The organism is Actinomadura sp. RB99 (assembly GCF_014706005.1).
Classification (GTDB): domain Bacteria; phylum Actinomycetota; class Actinomycetes; order Streptosporangiales; family Streptosporangiaceae; genus Spirillospora.
Window position 1 is genome coordinate 62,868 of sequence record NZ_JABMCA010000037.1, and the last position, 15,063, is coordinate 77,930.

A 15,063-nucleotide genomic window follows, 5' to 3' on the forward strand; every position below is an offset into this window, starting at 1 on the left:
GGGTGAGGGACCCGAAGCTGCGCGAGATCGACCAACGCGCCTTCCTGCGCCGGCTCAACCCGATGCTCGAGGTGTACCGGGCCGCGATGGAGCCGCCGGACGAGCAGCTGCCGGGCCGGCACACGATCATGGAGCGGCATGCGGCCTACCCGTCGTTCCGCGCGTTCGTCGCGGAGCGGCGCGGCGCCCTGCCCGGCCTGCCCGGCCCGGTCCACGGGTTCGCCTACGGGTTCCGCGGGGCGCGCGGGCAGTGGTGGCACGACGTGGTGTACCAGGCGCTCATCGACCTCGGCGGCGAGGCGCACGCCGCGACGTGGATGGACGAGTCGTTCGAGGTGGCGGAGCTGCACGTGCACCCGCAGGCGCAGGGCCGGGGCCTCGGCCGCGCGCTGCTGACCGCGCTGTGCGAGGGCCGCCCGGAGCGGACGGTCGTGCTGTCGACGCTGGACAGGCGGCCCGAGACCCCGGCCCGGCACCTGTACCGCTCGGTCGGCATGGTGGACCTGCTGACCGACTTCGAGTTCCCCGGCGGCGGCCCCCGCTACGCGGTCATGGGCGGGACGCTGCCCTTGGCGCCGTACCCGCCGGCCTCCAGCAGCCCGTAGACCTCGCGGGTCGCGGTCGACTGGTTGAAGGTGATGAAGTGGATGCCGGGCGCGCCCTGGTCGAGCAGCTCGCGGCAGAGCTCGGCGGCGTGCTCGATGCCGAGCCGCCGCACCGCGTCGGGGTCGTCGGCGACGGCGTCGAAGCGGGCCCGGACCTCGGGCGGGAACGGGGCGCCGGACAGCTGCTCGGACCGCTCGATGGTGCTGTACCTGGTGACCGGCATGATGCCGGGGATGATCGGCGTCGCGCAGGCGGCGGCCGCGACGCGGTCGCGCAGCCGCAGGTAGTCCTCGGCGCGGAAGAACATCTGGGTGATGGCGTAGTCGGCCCCGGCGCGGCACTTCTCGACGAAGTAGCGGGTGTCGCTCTCGATGTCGGGCGAGCGCGGGTGCTTGTACGGGAACGCGGCGACGCCGACGCTGAAGTCGCCGTAGGAGCGGATCATGCGGACGAGTTCGGCGGCGTACTCGACGCCCTCGGGGTGCTTGACCCACTCCCCCATCGGGTCGCCGGGCGGGTCGCCGCGCAGCGCGAGCACGTTGCGGACGCCGGCGGCGGCGAACCGGCCGATGAGGTTGCGCAGCTCGGCCTGGGAGTGGTTCACGGCGGTGAAGTGCGCGACCGGGGTGAGGGTGGTGTCGGTGGCGATGCGCTCGACGATGTCGACGGTCGTGTCGCGGGTGCCGCCGCCCGCCCCGTAGGTGACCGACACGAACGTCGGGTGGAGGGGCTCCAGCTCGCGGATCGTACGCCACAGGTTCCGGGCGCCCTTGTCGGTCTTGGGCGGGAAGAACTCGAAGGAGAAGGACCGCTCGCCCGAGGCCAGCAGCTCGCGGACAGTCGGGGGCCGGTCGGGACGTACGGGTCGCATCCCCCAAGCCTACAGTGGGGCCCGGCGCGGGCCCCGGCCCGTGCGGGCGCGCGGCCGCCCGGGGCACCCGCGTCCGTTACGCGTGATCCTGCACACGTCCGCACCACCGTAATGCCTCAATTTCCTAGGATGTACTGACATATCGCTCAATGGCTGGCCGGTGGAATCCATCCGGCTGGATACGATCACGGGCATGCCAAGCCTGCCCGCGGGAGGACGACCCATCGCATCCCCCGGCTCGCTCCACTCGTCCTGGAGCCGCGTCCGCAAGGAGGTCGACGAGGCGCTGCTGGCCTTCGTCGACCGCCAGCGCCCCGGCCTGCTGGCCATCAGCGACGACCTCGCGCCGCTGATGTCGGCGCTGGACGCGCTGCTGGCGGGCGGCAAGCGGCTGCGCCCGGCGTTCGGCTACTGGGGCTGGCGCGCGGCCGGCGGCGGCGTCGACGACCCCGGCATCGTGCGCGCGGCGGCGTCCCTGGAGCTGCTCCAGGCGAGCGCGCTGATCCACGACGACGTGATGGACTCCAGCGACACCCGGCGCGGGCAGCCGTCGGTGCACCGCCGGTTCGAGGCGCTGCACCGCGCGCAGGGCTGGCCGGGCGCCGCCGGGCCGTTCGGCGCCGGCACCGCGATCCTGCTGGGCGACCTGTGCCTGGCCTGGTCGGGCGAGATGTTCGAGACGTGCGGGCTGGACGAGGAGCGGCGCGCCCGCGGCCGGGCCGTCTACGACCTGATGCGCACCGAGGTCATGTGCGGCCAGTACCTCGACATGCTCGAGGGCACCCGCGGCGGGGCGACGGCAGAGACGGCGCTGCGGGTGGTGGAGTTCAAGAGCGCCAAGTACACGATCGAGCGGCCGCTGCACCTCGGCGCCGCGCTGGCCGGCGCGGACCCGCGGGTGACCGCCGCGCTCACCGGCTACGGCCTGCCGCTCGGCATCGCCTTCCAGCTGCGCGACGACGTGCTCGGCGTGTTCGGCGACCCGGCCGAGACCGGCAAGCCCGCGGGCGACGACCTGCGCGAGGGCAAGCGAACGGTGCTGGTCGCGCTCACGCTGGAGCGCGCCACCCCGGCGCAGGCGGCGGCGCTGGAGCGGCGGCTCGGCGACCCGGCGCTGGACCGCCCCGGCGTGGACGAGGCGCGCGCGATCATCGAGGAGACCGGCGGCCTGGCGGCCTGTGAGGCGATGATCGACGGCTACCTGGACGAGGTGGGCCGGGCGCTGGCCGGCGCGCCGATCGCCGAGGAGGCGCGCGAGGCGCTCGCCGAGCTCGCGATCGCCGCCACCGCGCGCCGCACGTGATCGAATGCAACGAATTGGCAAAGTGAGGCTGGTGGGGTAGCACCATCCCACCATTTGGTGGCAGAAATGTCGCCATGTGCGCAGACATCCCGGGGAACCGCGCGCCGCGCGTCGCTCCGCTCCCCGAGGCGGAGTGGGACGACACGCTGCGGGCCGCCACCGCGTCGATCGGCCCGCTGAACGTCCTCACCACGCTCGGCCGCCACCCGAAGCTGTTCCGCAGCTGGATCGGGCTCGGCACCGCGCTGCTGATGAAGGGCCTGCTCGGCGACCGCGACCGGGAGCTGGCCATCATGCGGACGGCGCACCTGCGGGACTGCGCCTATGAGTGGGGGCACCACCGCCGGCTCGCGCTCGCCGCGGGCCTCACCGAGGCCGAGGTCGCGGCGCTGCGGCTGCCGCTCGACGACCACGGCTGGTCCGACGACGACCTGATGGTGCTGACGGCGGCGGACGAGCTGAACGAGCGCAGCACCCTCACCGACGCGACGTGGACGGCGCTGTCGACCCGGTTCGGGGAGCAGGAGCTGATCGAGCTGGTGATGCTCGTCGGGCACTACCACATGGTCGCGTTCGCGCTGAACGCGCTGCAGGTCCAGGACGAGGAGGGGCACTGATGCGGCGCCCCGGAGGACGGGCGGGACGGTGGACGCCGGCCGCGGGGGCGCTGGTGTCCGCGCTCGCGCTCGCGGCCGCGCCGTCCGCGGCGGCCCCGGCACAGGCCGCGCAGGCGGCGCAGGTGGCGCAGGCCGCGCAGACCCGGTGCGGGGACCCGGCCCAGCGGCCCTGGTGCGACACCGCCCTCGGCCCGGACAGGCGGACCGCGCTGCTGATGGCGAGGATGACCGACGACGAGAAGATCGCGATGCTCGCGTCGGACGACCCGCTCGGCGGCCCCCTCGGCGGGTTCATCGACACCGCGCACGCCGACACCAACAGCGGGATCCCGCGCCTCGGCGTCCCGCCCCTCTACATGGCCGACGGCCCGGCGGGCGTCCGGCAGGGCAAGGCCACCCGGCTGCCCGCGCCGATCGCGCTGGCCGCCGGGTTCGACCCGGCCGCGGCGCGGCTGTACGGCGGGACGGTCGGGTGGGAGGCCCGGCACCGCGGCAACGACCTGATCTTCGGGCCGACCGTGGACGTGCTGCGCGCGCCGCGCAACGGCCGCGCGTTCGAGGGCTTCGGCGAGGACCCGTACCTGTCGTCCGGGCTCGGGGCCGCGTGGATCCGCGGCGCGCAGGCGCAGGGCGTGATGGCGTCGGTCAAGCACATGGCCGTCTACACCCAGGAGAGCGACCGGCTGTCGCTGGACATGAAGGTCGACCCGAGGACGCTGCGGGAGGTCTACCTGCCGCCGTTCGAGGCGGCGGTGAAGGAGGGCGGCGCGGCGACCGTCATGTGCGGGTTCGGCAGGCTGAACGGGCGGTGGGCCTGCCAGGACGACGGCGCGCTCAACAAGGTCCTCCGGTCGGAGTGGGGCTTCAAGGGGTTCGTGCCGTCCGACCACACCGCCGTGCAGGACACCGCGGCCGCCGCCAACGGCGGGGTCGACATGGAACTGCCGATCGGCATGAAGTACAACGCGCTCCTGCTCAAGACGGCGGTCGCGCAGAAGAAGGTCACACAGGCGACGATCGACGGGCACGTCCGCAACGTGCTGCGGACGATGTTCGCGTTCGGGGTGTTCGACCGGCAGGCGTACCCGAACGACCTCGCCGCGATCGACCGGACGCCGAGCGAGACCGCCGCGCGGAGCATCGCGGAGGGCGGCATCACGCTGCTGCGCAACGCGGGCGGGATCCTGCCGCTGAAGTCGCCCTCGTCGATCGCGCTGATCGGGCGGGCCGCGCGGCAGAGCCAGAGCGGGACGGGGTCGGCGAACGTCGTGCCGTTCACGTCCGTCGGCGCGCAGGACGGCATCGCCCGCCGCGCCGGCTCCGGCACGCGGATCAGCTACAACGACGGCGACGACGCGGGCGCTGCCGCCGACGCCGCCCGCAAGGCCGACGTCGCGATCGTGTTCGCCACCGACAGCGAGGGCGAGTTCTTCGACCGCTCCTGCCTGACGCTCCGGTGCGGCGAACCGCTGCGCGGCGACCAGGACGGGCTGATCGGCGCCGTCGCCAAGGCCAACCCCAACACGATCGTCGTGCTGGAGACCGGCGGCCCCGTGCTGACCCCCTGGCGGAACCAGGTCAAGGGCATCATCGAGGCGTGGTACCCGGGCCAGGAGGGCGGGAACGCGCTGGCCCGCGTCCTGTACGGCGACGTGGACCCGGGCGGGCGGCTGCCCGTCACCTTCCCCGCCGCCGAGGGCGACGCGCCCCTCGCCGGGAACCCGTCGCAGTTCCCCGGCGTGAACAAGACCGTCACGTTCTCCGAGGGCGTCATGGTCGGCTACCGGCACTACGACGCCAAGGGCCTCACGCCGGCGTTCCCCTTCGGGCACGGCCTGTCGTACACGACGTTCCGCTACAGCGGGCTGGCCGCGTCGTCCACGTCGGTGCAGGTCACGGTGACGAACACCGGCACACGCGCGGGCACCGCCGTCCCGCAGCTGTACCTGGGGCTGCCCTCCGCCGGCGTGGACGTCCCGCAGCCGCCCAGGCAGCTCAAGGGCTACGCCAAGGTCGCCCTGGCCCCGGGCCAGAGCAAGCGCGTCACGTTCCCGCTGACCTCGCGGTCCCTGGCGTACTGGAACCAGGGCGCGAAGGCGTGGAAGGTGGCGGGCGGCTGCTACAAGGCGATGGTCGGCGGCTCCGAGCGCGACATCCAGCAGACCGGGAGCTTCGGGACGTGCGCCGCGAAGTAAAGATCGGGGTTCCGCTGCCCCGCTCCGGCGTGACACGGTACAAATGAGGAAATCTTCGTCCGTCCCCGCCGAGTCGGAGTCCCCCCTTGCCGCACGACACCTCCCGCGGGAGGACGAACCCCCACACCGGGCGCCCCGCCCAGTCCCGCAACGGCCAGCAGGCCCGTTCCGGGCAGGGACGCGCGGGCCAGCCCCACGGCCGCCCGGCCAAGCCGCGCCCCGGCCAGCCCGGCCCGGCGGCGGGAACGGCCGGCAAGCGGCCCGCCCCGCGCCAGGGCAAGAGCCGCCGGCACGAGCGGCCGCTGCGCGCCGGCGACCCCCGCAGCATCGGCGGCTACCGGCTGCTCGGGCGGCTCGGCGAGGGCGGCCAGGGCGTGGTCTACCTGGGCCGCGACGGTGACGACCGCCTGGTCACGGTCAAGGTGCTGCGCGGCGGCCTGGACGCCGGGCAGCGGGCGCGCAGCCGGTTCGTCAAGGAGGCGGAGGCCGCGCGGAAGGTCGCCGGGCGGCACACCGCGCGGGTGCTGGACGCCGACGTCACCGGCGACCGCCCCTACATCGTCAGCGAGTTCGTCGAGGGGCCGCCGCTGCAGCGGGTCGTCGACGAGGACGGGCCGCTGCCGGCCCCGCAGCTGCGCAAGGTGGCGCTGCGCACCGCCGGCGCGCTCGCCGCGATTCACCGCGCGGGGATCGTGCACCGCGACTTCAAGCCCGCCAACGTGGTGCTGGGCCCGGACGGCGCCAAGGTGATCGACTTCGGCATCGCGCGCGCCGCCGACGCGCTGGCCCGCACCGAGCCGCTCACCACGAGCCCGGTCGGCACCCCCGGCTACATGGCGCCCGAGCAGATCGAGGACGAGCCGGTCGGGCCGCCCGCCGACGTGTTCGCCTGGGGCGCCGCGATGGTGTTCGCCGCGACGGGCCGGCCGCCGTTCGGCAGCGGGCCGAGCGCCGCGGTGATGCGGCGGGTGACGTCCCGGCCGCCCGATCTCGGCGACATGGAGGGGCCGCTGCGCGAGCTGGCCGCCCGCTGCCTCGACAAGAACCCGGCGGCCCGGCCCACCGCGCCGCAGCTCGTCCGCGCGCTGCGCGAGGGGCAGGGGCCCGCGCCGAAGCCGCGGCCCACCCGCATCCCGCGCTACCGGTGGCGGATGATGCTGGCGCTCGCCGCGGTGATCATCGCCGGGTTCGTGCTCGGCGTGCTGTTCTAGCGGCGGACCCGCCGGGCACTCACCTGGCCCGCGCCCACCGGGACCGGTGATCACCAGTGCGGGGGGCGCTCCTCGAGCAGCCGCGCGTCGTCATCGCCGCCGCCGCGCCACTCGCCCCAGCCGGTGTCGGTGTCGTCGGCGGTCTGGTCCGGCAGGATCTCCAGGTCGTCGCCCAGGTCGACCGGCCGGTCGTCGTCGGGTCCCACGCTCATGATCCCCATTGTCGGTCATCGGCGGGACCGCCCGCACCGTGATCCCCGTCGCCCGGGTCCCGCGCCCGGCTCAGGCGGCGGGGGCGGGGAGGCGGCGGGCGAACTCGGCGGCCGCGGCGCCCGGGTCGTCGGCCTCGGTGATCGCCCGGACCACCACGACGCGCTCGGCGCCCGCGTCCAGCACCTCGCCGAGGTTGCCGAGGTCGATGCCGCCGATCGCGAACCACGGGCGGGGCTGGCGCTGCGCCGCCACGTACTCCAGCAGCTTCGCGCCGGGCGCGTGGCGTCCCGGCTTGGTCGGCGTGGGCCACACCGGGCCCGCGCAGAAGTAGTCCACGCCCGGCTCGGCGGACGCCGCGGACGCCTGCTCGTCGGAGTGCGTGGACCGGCCGATCAGCACGTCCCCGCCGACGATCTCGCGGGCGGCCGGCACCGGCAGGTCGTCCTGCCCGAGGTGCAGCACGTCGGCGCCGACCGCGCGGGCGACGTCGGCGCGGTCGTTGACCGCCAGCAGCGCCCCGTGCCGCTCGCACGCCGCCCGGAACACCTCCAGGTAGGCCATCTCCTGCCGGGCCTCCAGGCCCTTCTGGCGCAGCTGGACGATGTCGACGCCGTTGCCGAGCGCCGCGTCCAGGAACGCGGGAAGGTCCCCCTGCCGCTCCCTCGCGTCCGTGCAGAGGTAGAGGCGGGCGCGGCTGAGCCGGGCGCGCAGCGCCACGGCCCGTTCGGTCGGGATGTGCCTGGACACGGTGGGGGCGGTTTCCTTTCGGTGGGCATGCGGCGCGGGGCCACGCGCGGCGGCGTGACCCCGCGGCCGGTCCGCTCGGTCGGTTCGGGTCAGAATGCCAGGGCCTGGGCGCGTCGCCGCACCTCGGTCCCCCGGTTCTCGCTGAGCGCCTGGACGGGCGTGCCGGGCAGCGTGTCGTCGGCGGTGAACAGCCAGCGGAGGGTCTCGACCTCGTCGAAGCCGGCGTCCGACAGCAGCGTCAGGGTGCCGGACAGGCCCTTGATGACCTGGCCCTCCCGGATGAACGCCGCCGGCACCATCGGCTCGCCGTCGCGGCGGACCGACAGCAGCTTGCGCTCGCTGATGAGCTGCTTGATCCGGCTGGTCTTGATGCCGAGCCGCTCCGCCGCCTCCCGGAGGGAGAGCCAGTCGCCGGCGAGGGCGTCGGTGCGGGGGTCCAGTGCGCTGTCAACGGTTGCGTGCGTCTGGGTCACGCCCCCTTGCTACCACGCCTTCGGAAGCCTCAAACCCACCCGGCCGCCGTTACCGGCGGTCGGGTTCCGCTACCGGCGAACGGCCTGGCGGACGGGCACGTCCGGGTCCGCGATCGCCTCCGGATCCACCGGCGTCCCGGCCGCGATCACCCGCCTGGCCTGCACCAGGTCGCGTGGGCTGTCCACGGTCAGGATCGCGTCGAGCCGGTCGCCGGTCAGCCACGCCACCGCCCACTTGCGGCCGGACGGGTCGCCGCGGTGGACGAGCCGCTCGGACCGCGCGTGGTGCCCGGCGTACTGCACCATCCGGCCGAACTGCTCGGACCAGAAGTAGGGGGCGGCGTCGTAGACCGCGTCCTGGCCGAGCAGGGCCGCCGCGGCGACGTCGGGGGCGTTGAGGGCGGTGTCCCAGTGCTCGACGAGGAGCCGCCTGCCGTACCGGTCCGACCACCAGGCGGCGCAGTCGCCGACCGCGACGACGTCGGTGCGGACGGTGCCGGCCTCGTCGTCCGCCACGGCCCGGAACGAGCCGTCGGTGACGACGCCGCGCTCCAGCAGCAGGCCGGAGCCCTCCAGCCAGCCGAGCGCGGGCCGGACGCCGATCCCGACGACGACCTCGTCGGCGGCGATCCGCTCGCCGCCGCCGGGGCCGGCGAGGGCGAGGCCGCCGTGCTCGACCGCGGCGACCTTGACGCCGGTGCGCAGCTCGACGCCCGCCTCGGCGTACCAGGGGATGGTGAGCGCGCCGATCTCCTGGCCGAGCGCGACGGCGAGCGGGGTGTCGGCGGCCTCGACGACGGTGACGGCGCAGCCCTTCTTCGCGGCGGTGGTGGCGACCTCGGCGCCGATCCAGCCCGCGCCGACGATCACGATCCGGGCGCCCTCGGTGAGGCGTCCGCGCAGGTCGCGGGAGTCGTCGATGGTGCGCAGGACGTGCTGGCGGCCGTCGCCGGGCAGCGTGACGGGCTCGGCGCCGGTGGCGATGACCAGGCCGTCGAAGGGCAGGTCGCCGGCGGTGGTCGCGACGGTGCCGCCGCCCCGGCCGTCACCTCCCGGCGCGTCGAGGCGCAGCGCGGTGGCGCGCTCGCCGAGCAGCAGCTCGCAGCGGAGCGCGTCCCAGTCGGCGTCCACGGTGGTGTCGTCGGAGTCGCCCGCCAGCACCGCCTTGGACAGCGGCGGCCGGTCGTACGGCATGTGCCGCTCCGCCGAGACGAGGGTCAGCTCGCCCTCGTACCCCTTGCTCCTCAGTGCCTCGGCGGCCCGCACGCCCGCCAGCCCGCCGCCCACGACGATGACCCTGTTCATGGGCGCCCACCCTAACCGGGGCCGCCGGAGCGCTTTTGGACGGGTGTCCAGACAGGTGCATTCGGGGTGTTGGCCGTATGGTGGGGCATAGCGGCACGTGCACAACACAACAGAGCGCGGGAGTCCGGTGCGACCGGGCTGAGAGGGCGGCTGAGCGGGCCGCCGACCGCCACGACCTGATCCGGATCATGCCGGCGAAGGGAGCGCGCATTGCGGATCGTGATCATCGGGGCCGGGGTCATCGGCCTGGCCACCGCCTGGCGGGCCGCGCAGGGCGGCGCCGCCGTCACCCTGGTCGACCCGGCGCCCGCGAGCGGCGCCTCGTCGGTCGCCGCGGGCATGCTGACCCCCGTCAGCGAGCTGAGCTACGGCGAGGAGCCGCTGCTGCGGCTCGGCCTCGCCTCCCGCGACCGCTACGGCGCGTTCGCCGCCGAGCTGGCCGAGGCCACCGGCCTGGACACCGGCTACCGCGACGACGGGACCCTCCAGGTCGCGTTCGACGCCGACGACCTGAAGCTCCTGGACGACCTGCGCGCCTTCCAGGAGAGCCTCGGCATCCCCGTCGAGGCCCTCACCGGCCGCGAGTGCCGCAGGGCCGAGCCGATGCTGGCGCCCGGCGTGCGCGGCGGCCTGCTCGCGCCCGAGGACGGCTCGGTCGACCCGCGCCGGCTCGCCCCGGCGCTGCTGGCGGCGGGCGAGCGGCTGGGCGTCCGGCTGGTGCGGCGGCGCGCGGAGGGCCTGCTGGTCGAGCGCGACGCGGCCGCCGGGGTCCGGCTGGACGACGGCGCCGAGATCCGCGCGGACCGGGTGCTGCTGGCCGCCGGGCCCTGGTCGGGCGACCTGGCGGGCCTGCCCGCCGGGACCGTTCCACCCGTCCGCCCCGTCAAGGGCCAGGTGATCAGGCTCCGCACGCCGGTGCCGTTCCTGCGGCGCACCACCCGCGGCCTGGTGAAGGGCTCGTCGGTCTACCTGGTGCCGCGCGCGGACGGCGAGATCGTCATCGGCGCCACGCAGGAGGAGCTGGGCTTCGACACGCGGGTCACCGCGGGCGGCCTGTGGGAGCTGCTGCGGGACGCCCGCGAGCTGCTGCCCGGCCTCACCGAGCTGGAGTTCGCCGAGGTCACCGCGGGCCTGCGGCCCGGTTCCCCGGACAACGCCCCGCTGATGGGCCCCACCGCGCTGCCCGGCCTCTACCTCGGCACCGGCCACTTCCGCAACGGCATCCTGCTGGCGCCGGTCAGCGCCGACGCCCTCGCGGCGATGCTGCTGGACGGCCCCGTGCCCGAGGTGGCCGCCCCGTTCTCCCCCGCCCGCTTCTCCCCCGGACCGCAGTGAGGAAGGCCGCGCAGTGATGCGGGCCGCAGTGACGAAGGTCGTGCAGTGATGAAGGTCGTGCAGTGATGAGGATCATCGTGAACGGAGAGCCGCGCGAGCTGCCGGACGGCGCGTCCGTGGCGCAGGCGGTCGCGGCCGTCACCACCGCCGCGTCCGGCGTGGCGGCCGCGCTGAACGACGAGGTCGTCCGGCGCTCGGCGTGGGAGGCGACGACGCTGCGCGAGGCGGACCGCCTCGAGGTGCTGACCGCGGTGCAGGGAGGCTGACCGGTGACACGGGACACGACGAACGACGCCGCCGCCGACGCCCTGGTGATCGCCGGCGAGGAGATCGGCTCCCGGTTGATCATGGGCACCGGCGGGGCGCCGAGCATGCACGTGCTGCGCGAGGCGCTGACCGCGTCGGGGACGGCGCTCACCACGGTCGCGATGCGGCGGGTGGACCCGTCGGCGCGCGGCTCGGTGCTGGACGTCCTGGGCGAGTGCGGCATCCGGGTGCTGCCGAACACCGCGGGCTGCTTCACCGCGGGCGAGGCCGTGCTGACCGCGAAGATGGCGCGCGAGGCGCTCGGCACGAACTGGGTCAAGCTGGAGGTGATCGCGGACGAGCGGACGCTGCTGCCGGACCCGATCGAGCTGGTGGAGGCCGCCGAGCAGCTCGTCGACGACGGCTTCGTCGTCCTGCCCTACACCAACGACGACCCCGTGCTCGCGCACCGGCTGGAGCAGCTCGGCTGCGCGGCGGTGATGCCGCTGGGCTCGCCGATCGGGTCGGGGCTCGGCATCCGCAACCCGCACAACATCGAGCTGATCGTCGAGCGGGCGGAGGTCCCGGTGATCCTGGACGCGGGGCTCGGCACCGCGTCCGACGCCGCGCTGGCGATGGAGCTCGGCTGCGACGCGGTGCTGCTGGCGACCGCCGTCACCCGCGCGCAGTCGCCCGCCCGGATGGCCGCGGCGATGCGGCACGCCGTCGAGGCCGGGCGGCTCGCCCGGCTGGCGGGCCGTATCCCCAAGCGCCGCTACGCCCAGGCGTCCTCGCCGTTCGAGGGCCTCGCGTCGTCCTGAGAGCTCATTGAAGCCGAGCTAAAGCTTCGGCTGTAGAAATATTCGCTGGACCTGAACGGTGGACGTCCACAGACTGAAGGGCGTCCACCGGACGGGCCGCCCGCAACCGCGCCGCACCCTTCGGTGTTCATGGAAGCGTCCCGAACCTAAGGTGCGTCACATGCAACAGGGCAATGCCCCGCAAGCGGGCGTCGACCGGCTCGCCGTCGCGGCGGCGGCCGTCACGGTCGTGCTGTGGGCCTCGGCGTTCGTCGCGATCCGCAGCGCAGGCGCGGAGTACGGCCCCGGCGCGCTGGCCCTCGGCCGGCTCCTCTCCGGGACCGTCGTGCTCGCCGTCATCTGCCTGGTGCGCCGCGAGGGCCTGCCGCCGAGGGGCGCCTGGCCCGGCATCGCCGCGGCGGGCGTGCTGTGGTTCGGCGCCTACATGGTCGCGCTGAACTGGGGCGAGCGCCTCGTGGACGCCGGCACGGCGGCCCTCGTGGTCAACATCGGCCCGATCCTCATCGCGCTGCTCGGCGGCTGGCTGCTGAAGGAGGGCTTCGCGCCGCGGCTGCTGGCCGGCATGGCGGTGTCGTTCGCGGGCGCCGCGATCGTCGGGCTGTCGATGTCGGGCGACGGGGGCTCGTCGGTCGGCGGCGTGCTGCTGTGCCTCGTCGCCGCCGTGACGTACGCGTTCGGCGTCGTCAGCCAGAAGCCGGCGCTGCGGCACGCGACGCCGCTGCAGTTCACCACCTGGGCCTGCGCGATCGGCGCGGTCGTCTGCCTGCCGTTCGCGCCGCAGCTGGTCTCGCAGGCCGCCGACGCCCCGGCCGCCGCCACCCTGAACATGGTGTACCTCGGCGTCTTCCCGACCGCGATCGCCTTCACCACCTGGGGCTACGCGCTGGCCCGGACGTCCGCCGGGAAGATGGGCGCCACCACCTACGCCGCGCCCGCGCTCGTGGTCGCGATGTCGTGGCTGTTCCTCGACGAGGTCCCCGGCCTGATCACGCTCGGCGGCGGCGCCCTGTGCCTCGCCGGCGTCGCCGTCTCCCGAAGCACCCGCGGCCTGCGCCGCGGCCGCCCGGCCGCCGCCGCGGCGGACCCGCCCGCGCCCGCGTCCGACCCGCGGCTCATCGATGCTCATACTCACGACTGATGAGAACATCCGTCATTCGCCCGTAAACTCGCCTCGATGGACACGTCGGTTGCAGATCCACTCGTCGGGCAGGTGCTCGACGGGCGCTACCGCATTGAGTCCCGGATCGCGCGCGGCGGCATGGCCACCGTGTACGTGGCCCGCGACCTCCGGCTGGACCGCACGATCGCGATCAAGGTGATGCACGCCGGGCTCGCCTCCGACGAGGACTTCGTCGCCCGCTTCATCGGCGAGGCCAAGGCCGCCGCGGCGCTCTCGCACCCCAACGTCGTCGCCGTGTACGACCAGCGCTCCGACGGCGAGCACGTCTTCCTGGTGATGGAGTACGTCCCGGGCCGGACGCTGCGCGACGCGCTCACCGAGCTCGGCCGGCTCGGCCCGCGCGCCGCCCTGGAGATCATGCAGCCCGTCCTCGCGGCGCTCGGCGCCGCGCACCGGGCCGGCCTCGTGCACCGCGACGTCAAGCCGGAGAACGTGCTGATCTGCGAGGACGGCACCATCAAGGTCGCCGACTTCGGCCTCGCCCGCGCGGAGAGCGCGAGCAAGATGACCAAGACCGGCATGATCATCGGCACGGTCGGCTACCTCGCGCCCGAGCAGGTGCTGCAGGGCACCGCCGACGTCCGCTCCGACGTCTACGCCGCCGGGATCATGCTGTTCGAGCTGCTCACCGGCCGGCTCCCCCACCAGGCCGACACGCCCCTCGCCGTCGCCTACAAGCACGTCAACGAGGTCGTCCCGCCGCCGTCCAGCGTCGTGCCCGGCATCCCGCAGCGGGTGGACGAGCTGGTCACCGACGCCACCAGCCACGACCCGGCCCGCCGCCCCCAGGACGCCAACCAGTACCTGGCGGAGGTCGCCGAGGTCTTCGGCGGCCTGCCGCGCGACTTCGACCGCCGCATGGAGGAGGCGTCCCGCACCACCACCAGCGTGCTGGAGACGCCGCCCGCCGCGCCGCCGCAGGGTCACACCGCCGTCCTCGACCCGAGGAGCGCGCCCGAGACCCTCCCGTCCGGGTACGCGCCGCGCTCCCGCGCCGACCGGGCGCTCGGCGCGCTCACCGGCAAGTACGTGCTGATCGCCATCGGCGCCATCGCCGCCGTGGTCCTCGGTTGGGCCGTCTGGTACCAGACGTCCGGCCAGTACGACCACATCCCCTCCCAGATCATCGGGATGAAGGTCGCGGACGCCCAGCGCGAGCTCGACCACGCCGGGCTGGACGTCCGCGTCGCCACCGCCGTGTACGACGACCACGTCCACAAGGGCATGGTCGCCAAGAGCGACCCGCCCGCCGGCGCCCGCATCGCCAAGGGCCAGACCGTCACGCTGACCCCGTCGAAGGGCATCACCCCCCGCGAGGTCCCGGACGTGTCCGGCAAGTCCCTCGACGACGCGAAGCGGACCCTGCAGAACAAGGGCTTCACGATCGGCAAGACCAGCACGACGCCGTCGCAGCGCGTCGGCAAGGACAAGGTCGTCGGCACCGACCCGGACGCGGGCGAGAAGCAGTCCCCCGACAAGCCGGTCGACATCATCGTCAGCAGCGGCATGTCCATGCCGAACGTCGTCGGCACCGACGGCGACACCGCCGCCAACCAGCTGCGCTCCATGGGCCTGAACGTCACCGTGGAGAAGAAGAAGGTCGACGGCAAGCCCGCGAACACCGTGGTCAGCCAGGACCCGGCGGAGGGCACCGGCGTGTCCAGCGGCGACGACGTCACCATCGTCGTCAACAAGCGCGACTGCATCGTGGACGCGGGCCCCATCCACTTCGGCTGCAACGACGGCGACCCCCAGCAGAACATCCCCGTCCCCAACATGACCGGCCGCAGCGTCGCCGACGCCAGGAAGGCCCTCCGGGACTCCGGCTTCAACGTCAACGTCACCGGGTTCGGCGGGAACACCGTCCGGTTCCAGAGCCCGAACAGCGGCGAGGCCCCGCGCGGCTCCACCATCACCCTGGTCAAGGGCCCCTGACCGGG

General features: G+C 74.5%; 15 protein-coding genes and 1 riboswitch. Of the genes, 10 read left to right on the forward strand and 5 right to left on the reverse strand.

Annotated features, from left to right (window positions below):
- Positions 1-2 precede the first annotated feature (2 nt).
- Positions 3-605, forward strand: a complete 603-nt coding sequence (locus amrb99_RS28810; protein WP_190861843.1) for a GNAT family N-acetyltransferase — start codon at positions 3-5, stop codon at positions 603-605.
- Here the strand turns inward: amrb99_RS28810 and metF are convergent.
- The gene (gene metF, locus amrb99_RS28815; RefSeq protein WP_190861845.1) at positions 542-1,477 is read right to left on the reverse strand and encodes a methylenetetrahydrofolate reductase [NAD(P)H]; all 936 of its coding nucleotides are present in this window, start codon (positions 1,475-1,477) and stop codon (positions 542-544) included. The genes amrb99_RS28810 and metF overlap by 64 nt on opposite strands.
- A gap of 193 nt (positions 1,478-1,670) precedes the next feature.
- Here metF and amrb99_RS28820 point away from each other — a divergent pair, with 193 nt between their 5' ends.
- From amrb99_RS28820 to amrb99_RS28835, 4 genes are all read left to right on the forward strand, one after another.
- Positions 1,671-2,780, forward strand: a complete 1,110-nt coding sequence (locus amrb99_RS28820) for a polyprenyl synthetase family protein (protein WP_190861847.1) — start codon at positions 1,671-1,673, stop codon at positions 2,778-2,780.
- 74 nt (positions 2,781-2,854) lie between these two features.
- Positions 2,855-3,397 (forward strand): carboxymuconolactone decarboxylase family protein, encoded by a 543-nt coding sequence (locus amrb99_RS28825; protein ID WP_190861848.1) that lies wholly within the window; start codon positions 2,855-2,857, stop codon positions 3,395-3,397.
- Positions 3,397-5,592 (forward strand): glycoside hydrolase family 3 C-terminal domain-containing protein, encoded by a 2,196-nt coding sequence (locus amrb99_RS28830; RefSeq protein WP_190861850.1) that lies wholly within the window; start codon positions 3,397-3,399, stop codon positions 5,590-5,592. The genes amrb99_RS28825 and amrb99_RS28830 overlap by 1 nt, the downstream gene beginning before the upstream one ends.
- A gap of 86 nt (positions 5,593-5,678) precedes the next feature.
- Positions 5,679-6,803: a serine/threonine-protein kinase gene (locus amrb99_RS28835; protein ID WP_241756029.1), complete on the forward strand. Its 1,125-nt coding sequence runs from the start codon at positions 5,679-5,681 to the stop codon at positions 6,801-6,803.
- A gap of 50 nt (positions 6,804-6,853) precedes the next feature.
- Here amrb99_RS28835 and amrb99_RS28840 read toward each other — a convergent pair whose 3' ends face one another.
- The 4 genes from amrb99_RS28840 to amrb99_RS28855 all read right to left on the reverse strand — a co-directional run bounded on the left by amrb99_RS28840 (position 6,854) and on the right by amrb99_RS28855 (position 9,541).
- The gene (locus amrb99_RS28840) at positions 6,854-7,015 is read right to left on the reverse strand and encodes a hypothetical protein (RefSeq protein ID WP_190861852.1); all 162 of its coding nucleotides are present in this window, start codon (positions 7,013-7,015) and stop codon (positions 6,854-6,856) included.
- 70 nt (positions 7,016-7,085) lie between these two features.
- On the reverse strand, positions 7,086-7,763 hold the full coding sequence (thiE, locus tag amrb99_RS28845; RefSeq protein WP_190861854.1) for a thiamine phosphate synthase: 678 nt from the start codon (positions 7,761-7,763) through the stop codon (positions 7,086-7,088).
- An 89-nt stretch (positions 7,764-7,852) separates the two neighbouring features.
- Positions 7,853-8,236, reverse strand: a complete 384-nt coding sequence (locus amrb99_RS28850) for an Rv2175c family DNA-binding protein (protein WP_190861857.1) — start codon at positions 8,234-8,236, stop codon at positions 7,853-7,855.
- Between the two features lie 69 nt (positions 8,237-8,305).
- Positions 8,306-9,541: an FAD-dependent oxidoreductase gene (locus amrb99_RS28855; protein ID WP_190861859.1), complete on the reverse strand. Its 1,236-nt coding sequence runs from the start codon at positions 9,539-9,541 to the stop codon at positions 8,306-8,308.
- Between the two features lie 106 nt (positions 9,542-9,647).
- Positions 9,648-9,761, forward strand: a riboswitch (TPP riboswitch).
- Between amrb99_RS28855 and thiO the strand changes: the two genes are divergently transcribed.
- The 5 genes from thiO to pknB all read left to right on the forward strand — a co-directional run bounded on the left by thiO (position 9,752) and on the right by pknB (position 15,058).
- Positions 9,752-10,876, forward strand: coding sequence for a glycine oxidase ThiO (gene thiO / locus amrb99_RS28860; RefSeq protein WP_190861861.1), 1,125 nt, complete (start codon positions 9,752-9,754; stop codon positions 10,874-10,876). It overlaps the preceding riboswitch by 10 nt.
- A 65-nt stretch (positions 10,877-10,941) precedes the next feature.
- Complete coding sequence (thiS, locus tag amrb99_RS28865) at positions 10,942-11,142, forward strand: sulfur carrier protein ThiS (RefSeq protein WP_190861863.1); 201 nt, start codon at positions 10,942-10,944, stop codon at positions 11,140-11,142.
- Positions 11,143-11,145: 3 nt separating this feature from the next.
- A complete protein-coding gene (locus amrb99_RS28870; RefSeq protein ID WP_190861866.1) occupies positions 11,146-11,943 on the forward strand; it encodes a thiazole synthase in 798 nt (265 codons plus the stop codon).
- Between the two features lie 160 nt (positions 11,944-12,103).
- Complete coding sequence (locus amrb99_RS28875; protein ID WP_190861868.1) at positions 12,104-13,081, forward strand: EamA family transporter; 978 nt, start codon at positions 12,104-12,106, stop codon at positions 13,079-13,081.
- 36 nt (positions 13,082-13,117) lie between these two features.
- Positions 13,118-15,058 (forward strand): Stk1 family PASTA domain-containing Ser/Thr kinase, encoded by a 1,941-nt coding sequence (gene pknB, locus amrb99_RS28880; protein WP_190861870.1) that lies wholly within the window; start codon positions 13,118-13,120, stop codon positions 15,056-15,058.
- The last annotated feature ends 5 nt before the right edge of the window (positions 15,059-15,063 follow it).

Excerpts from the sequence above, each read along its gene's own strand:
- metF (WP_190861845.1), bottom strand. The coding sequence starts at position 1,477 with ATGCGACCCGTACGTCCCGACCGGCCCCCGACTGTCCGCGAGCTGCTG.
- amrb99_RS28820 (WP_190861847.1), top strand. The coding sequence starts at position 1,671 with ATGCCAAGCCTGCCCGCGGGAGGACGACCCATCGCATCCCCCGGCTCG.
- amrb99_RS28825 (WP_190861848.1), top strand. The coding sequence starts at position 2,855 with ATGTGCGCAGACATCCCGGGGAACCGCGCGCCGCGCGTCGCTCCGCTC.
- amrb99_RS28830 (WP_190861850.1), top strand. The coding sequence starts at position 3,397 with ATGCGGCGCCCCGGAGGACGGGCGGGACGGTGGACGCCGGCCGCGGGG.
- amrb99_RS28840 (WP_190861852.1), bottom strand. The coding sequence starts at position 7,015 with ATGAGCGTGGGACCCGACGACGACCGGCCGGTCGACCTGGGCGACGAC.
- amrb99_RS28855 (WP_190861859.1), bottom strand. The coding sequence starts at position 9,541 with ATGAACAGGGTCATCGTCGTGGGCGGCGGGCTGGCGGGCGTGCGGGCC.
- thiS (WP_190861863.1), top strand. The coding sequence starts at position 10,942 with ATGAGGATCATCGTGAACGGAGAGCCGCGCGAGCTGCCGGACGGCGCG.
- amrb99_RS28875 (WP_190861868.1), top strand. The coding sequence starts at position 12,104 with ATGCAACAGGGCAATGCCCCGCAAGCGGGCGTCGACCGGCTCGCCGTC.
- pknB (WP_190861870.1), top strand. The coding sequence starts at position 13,118 with ATGGACACGTCGGTTGCAGATCCACTCGTCGGGCAGGTGCTCGACGGG.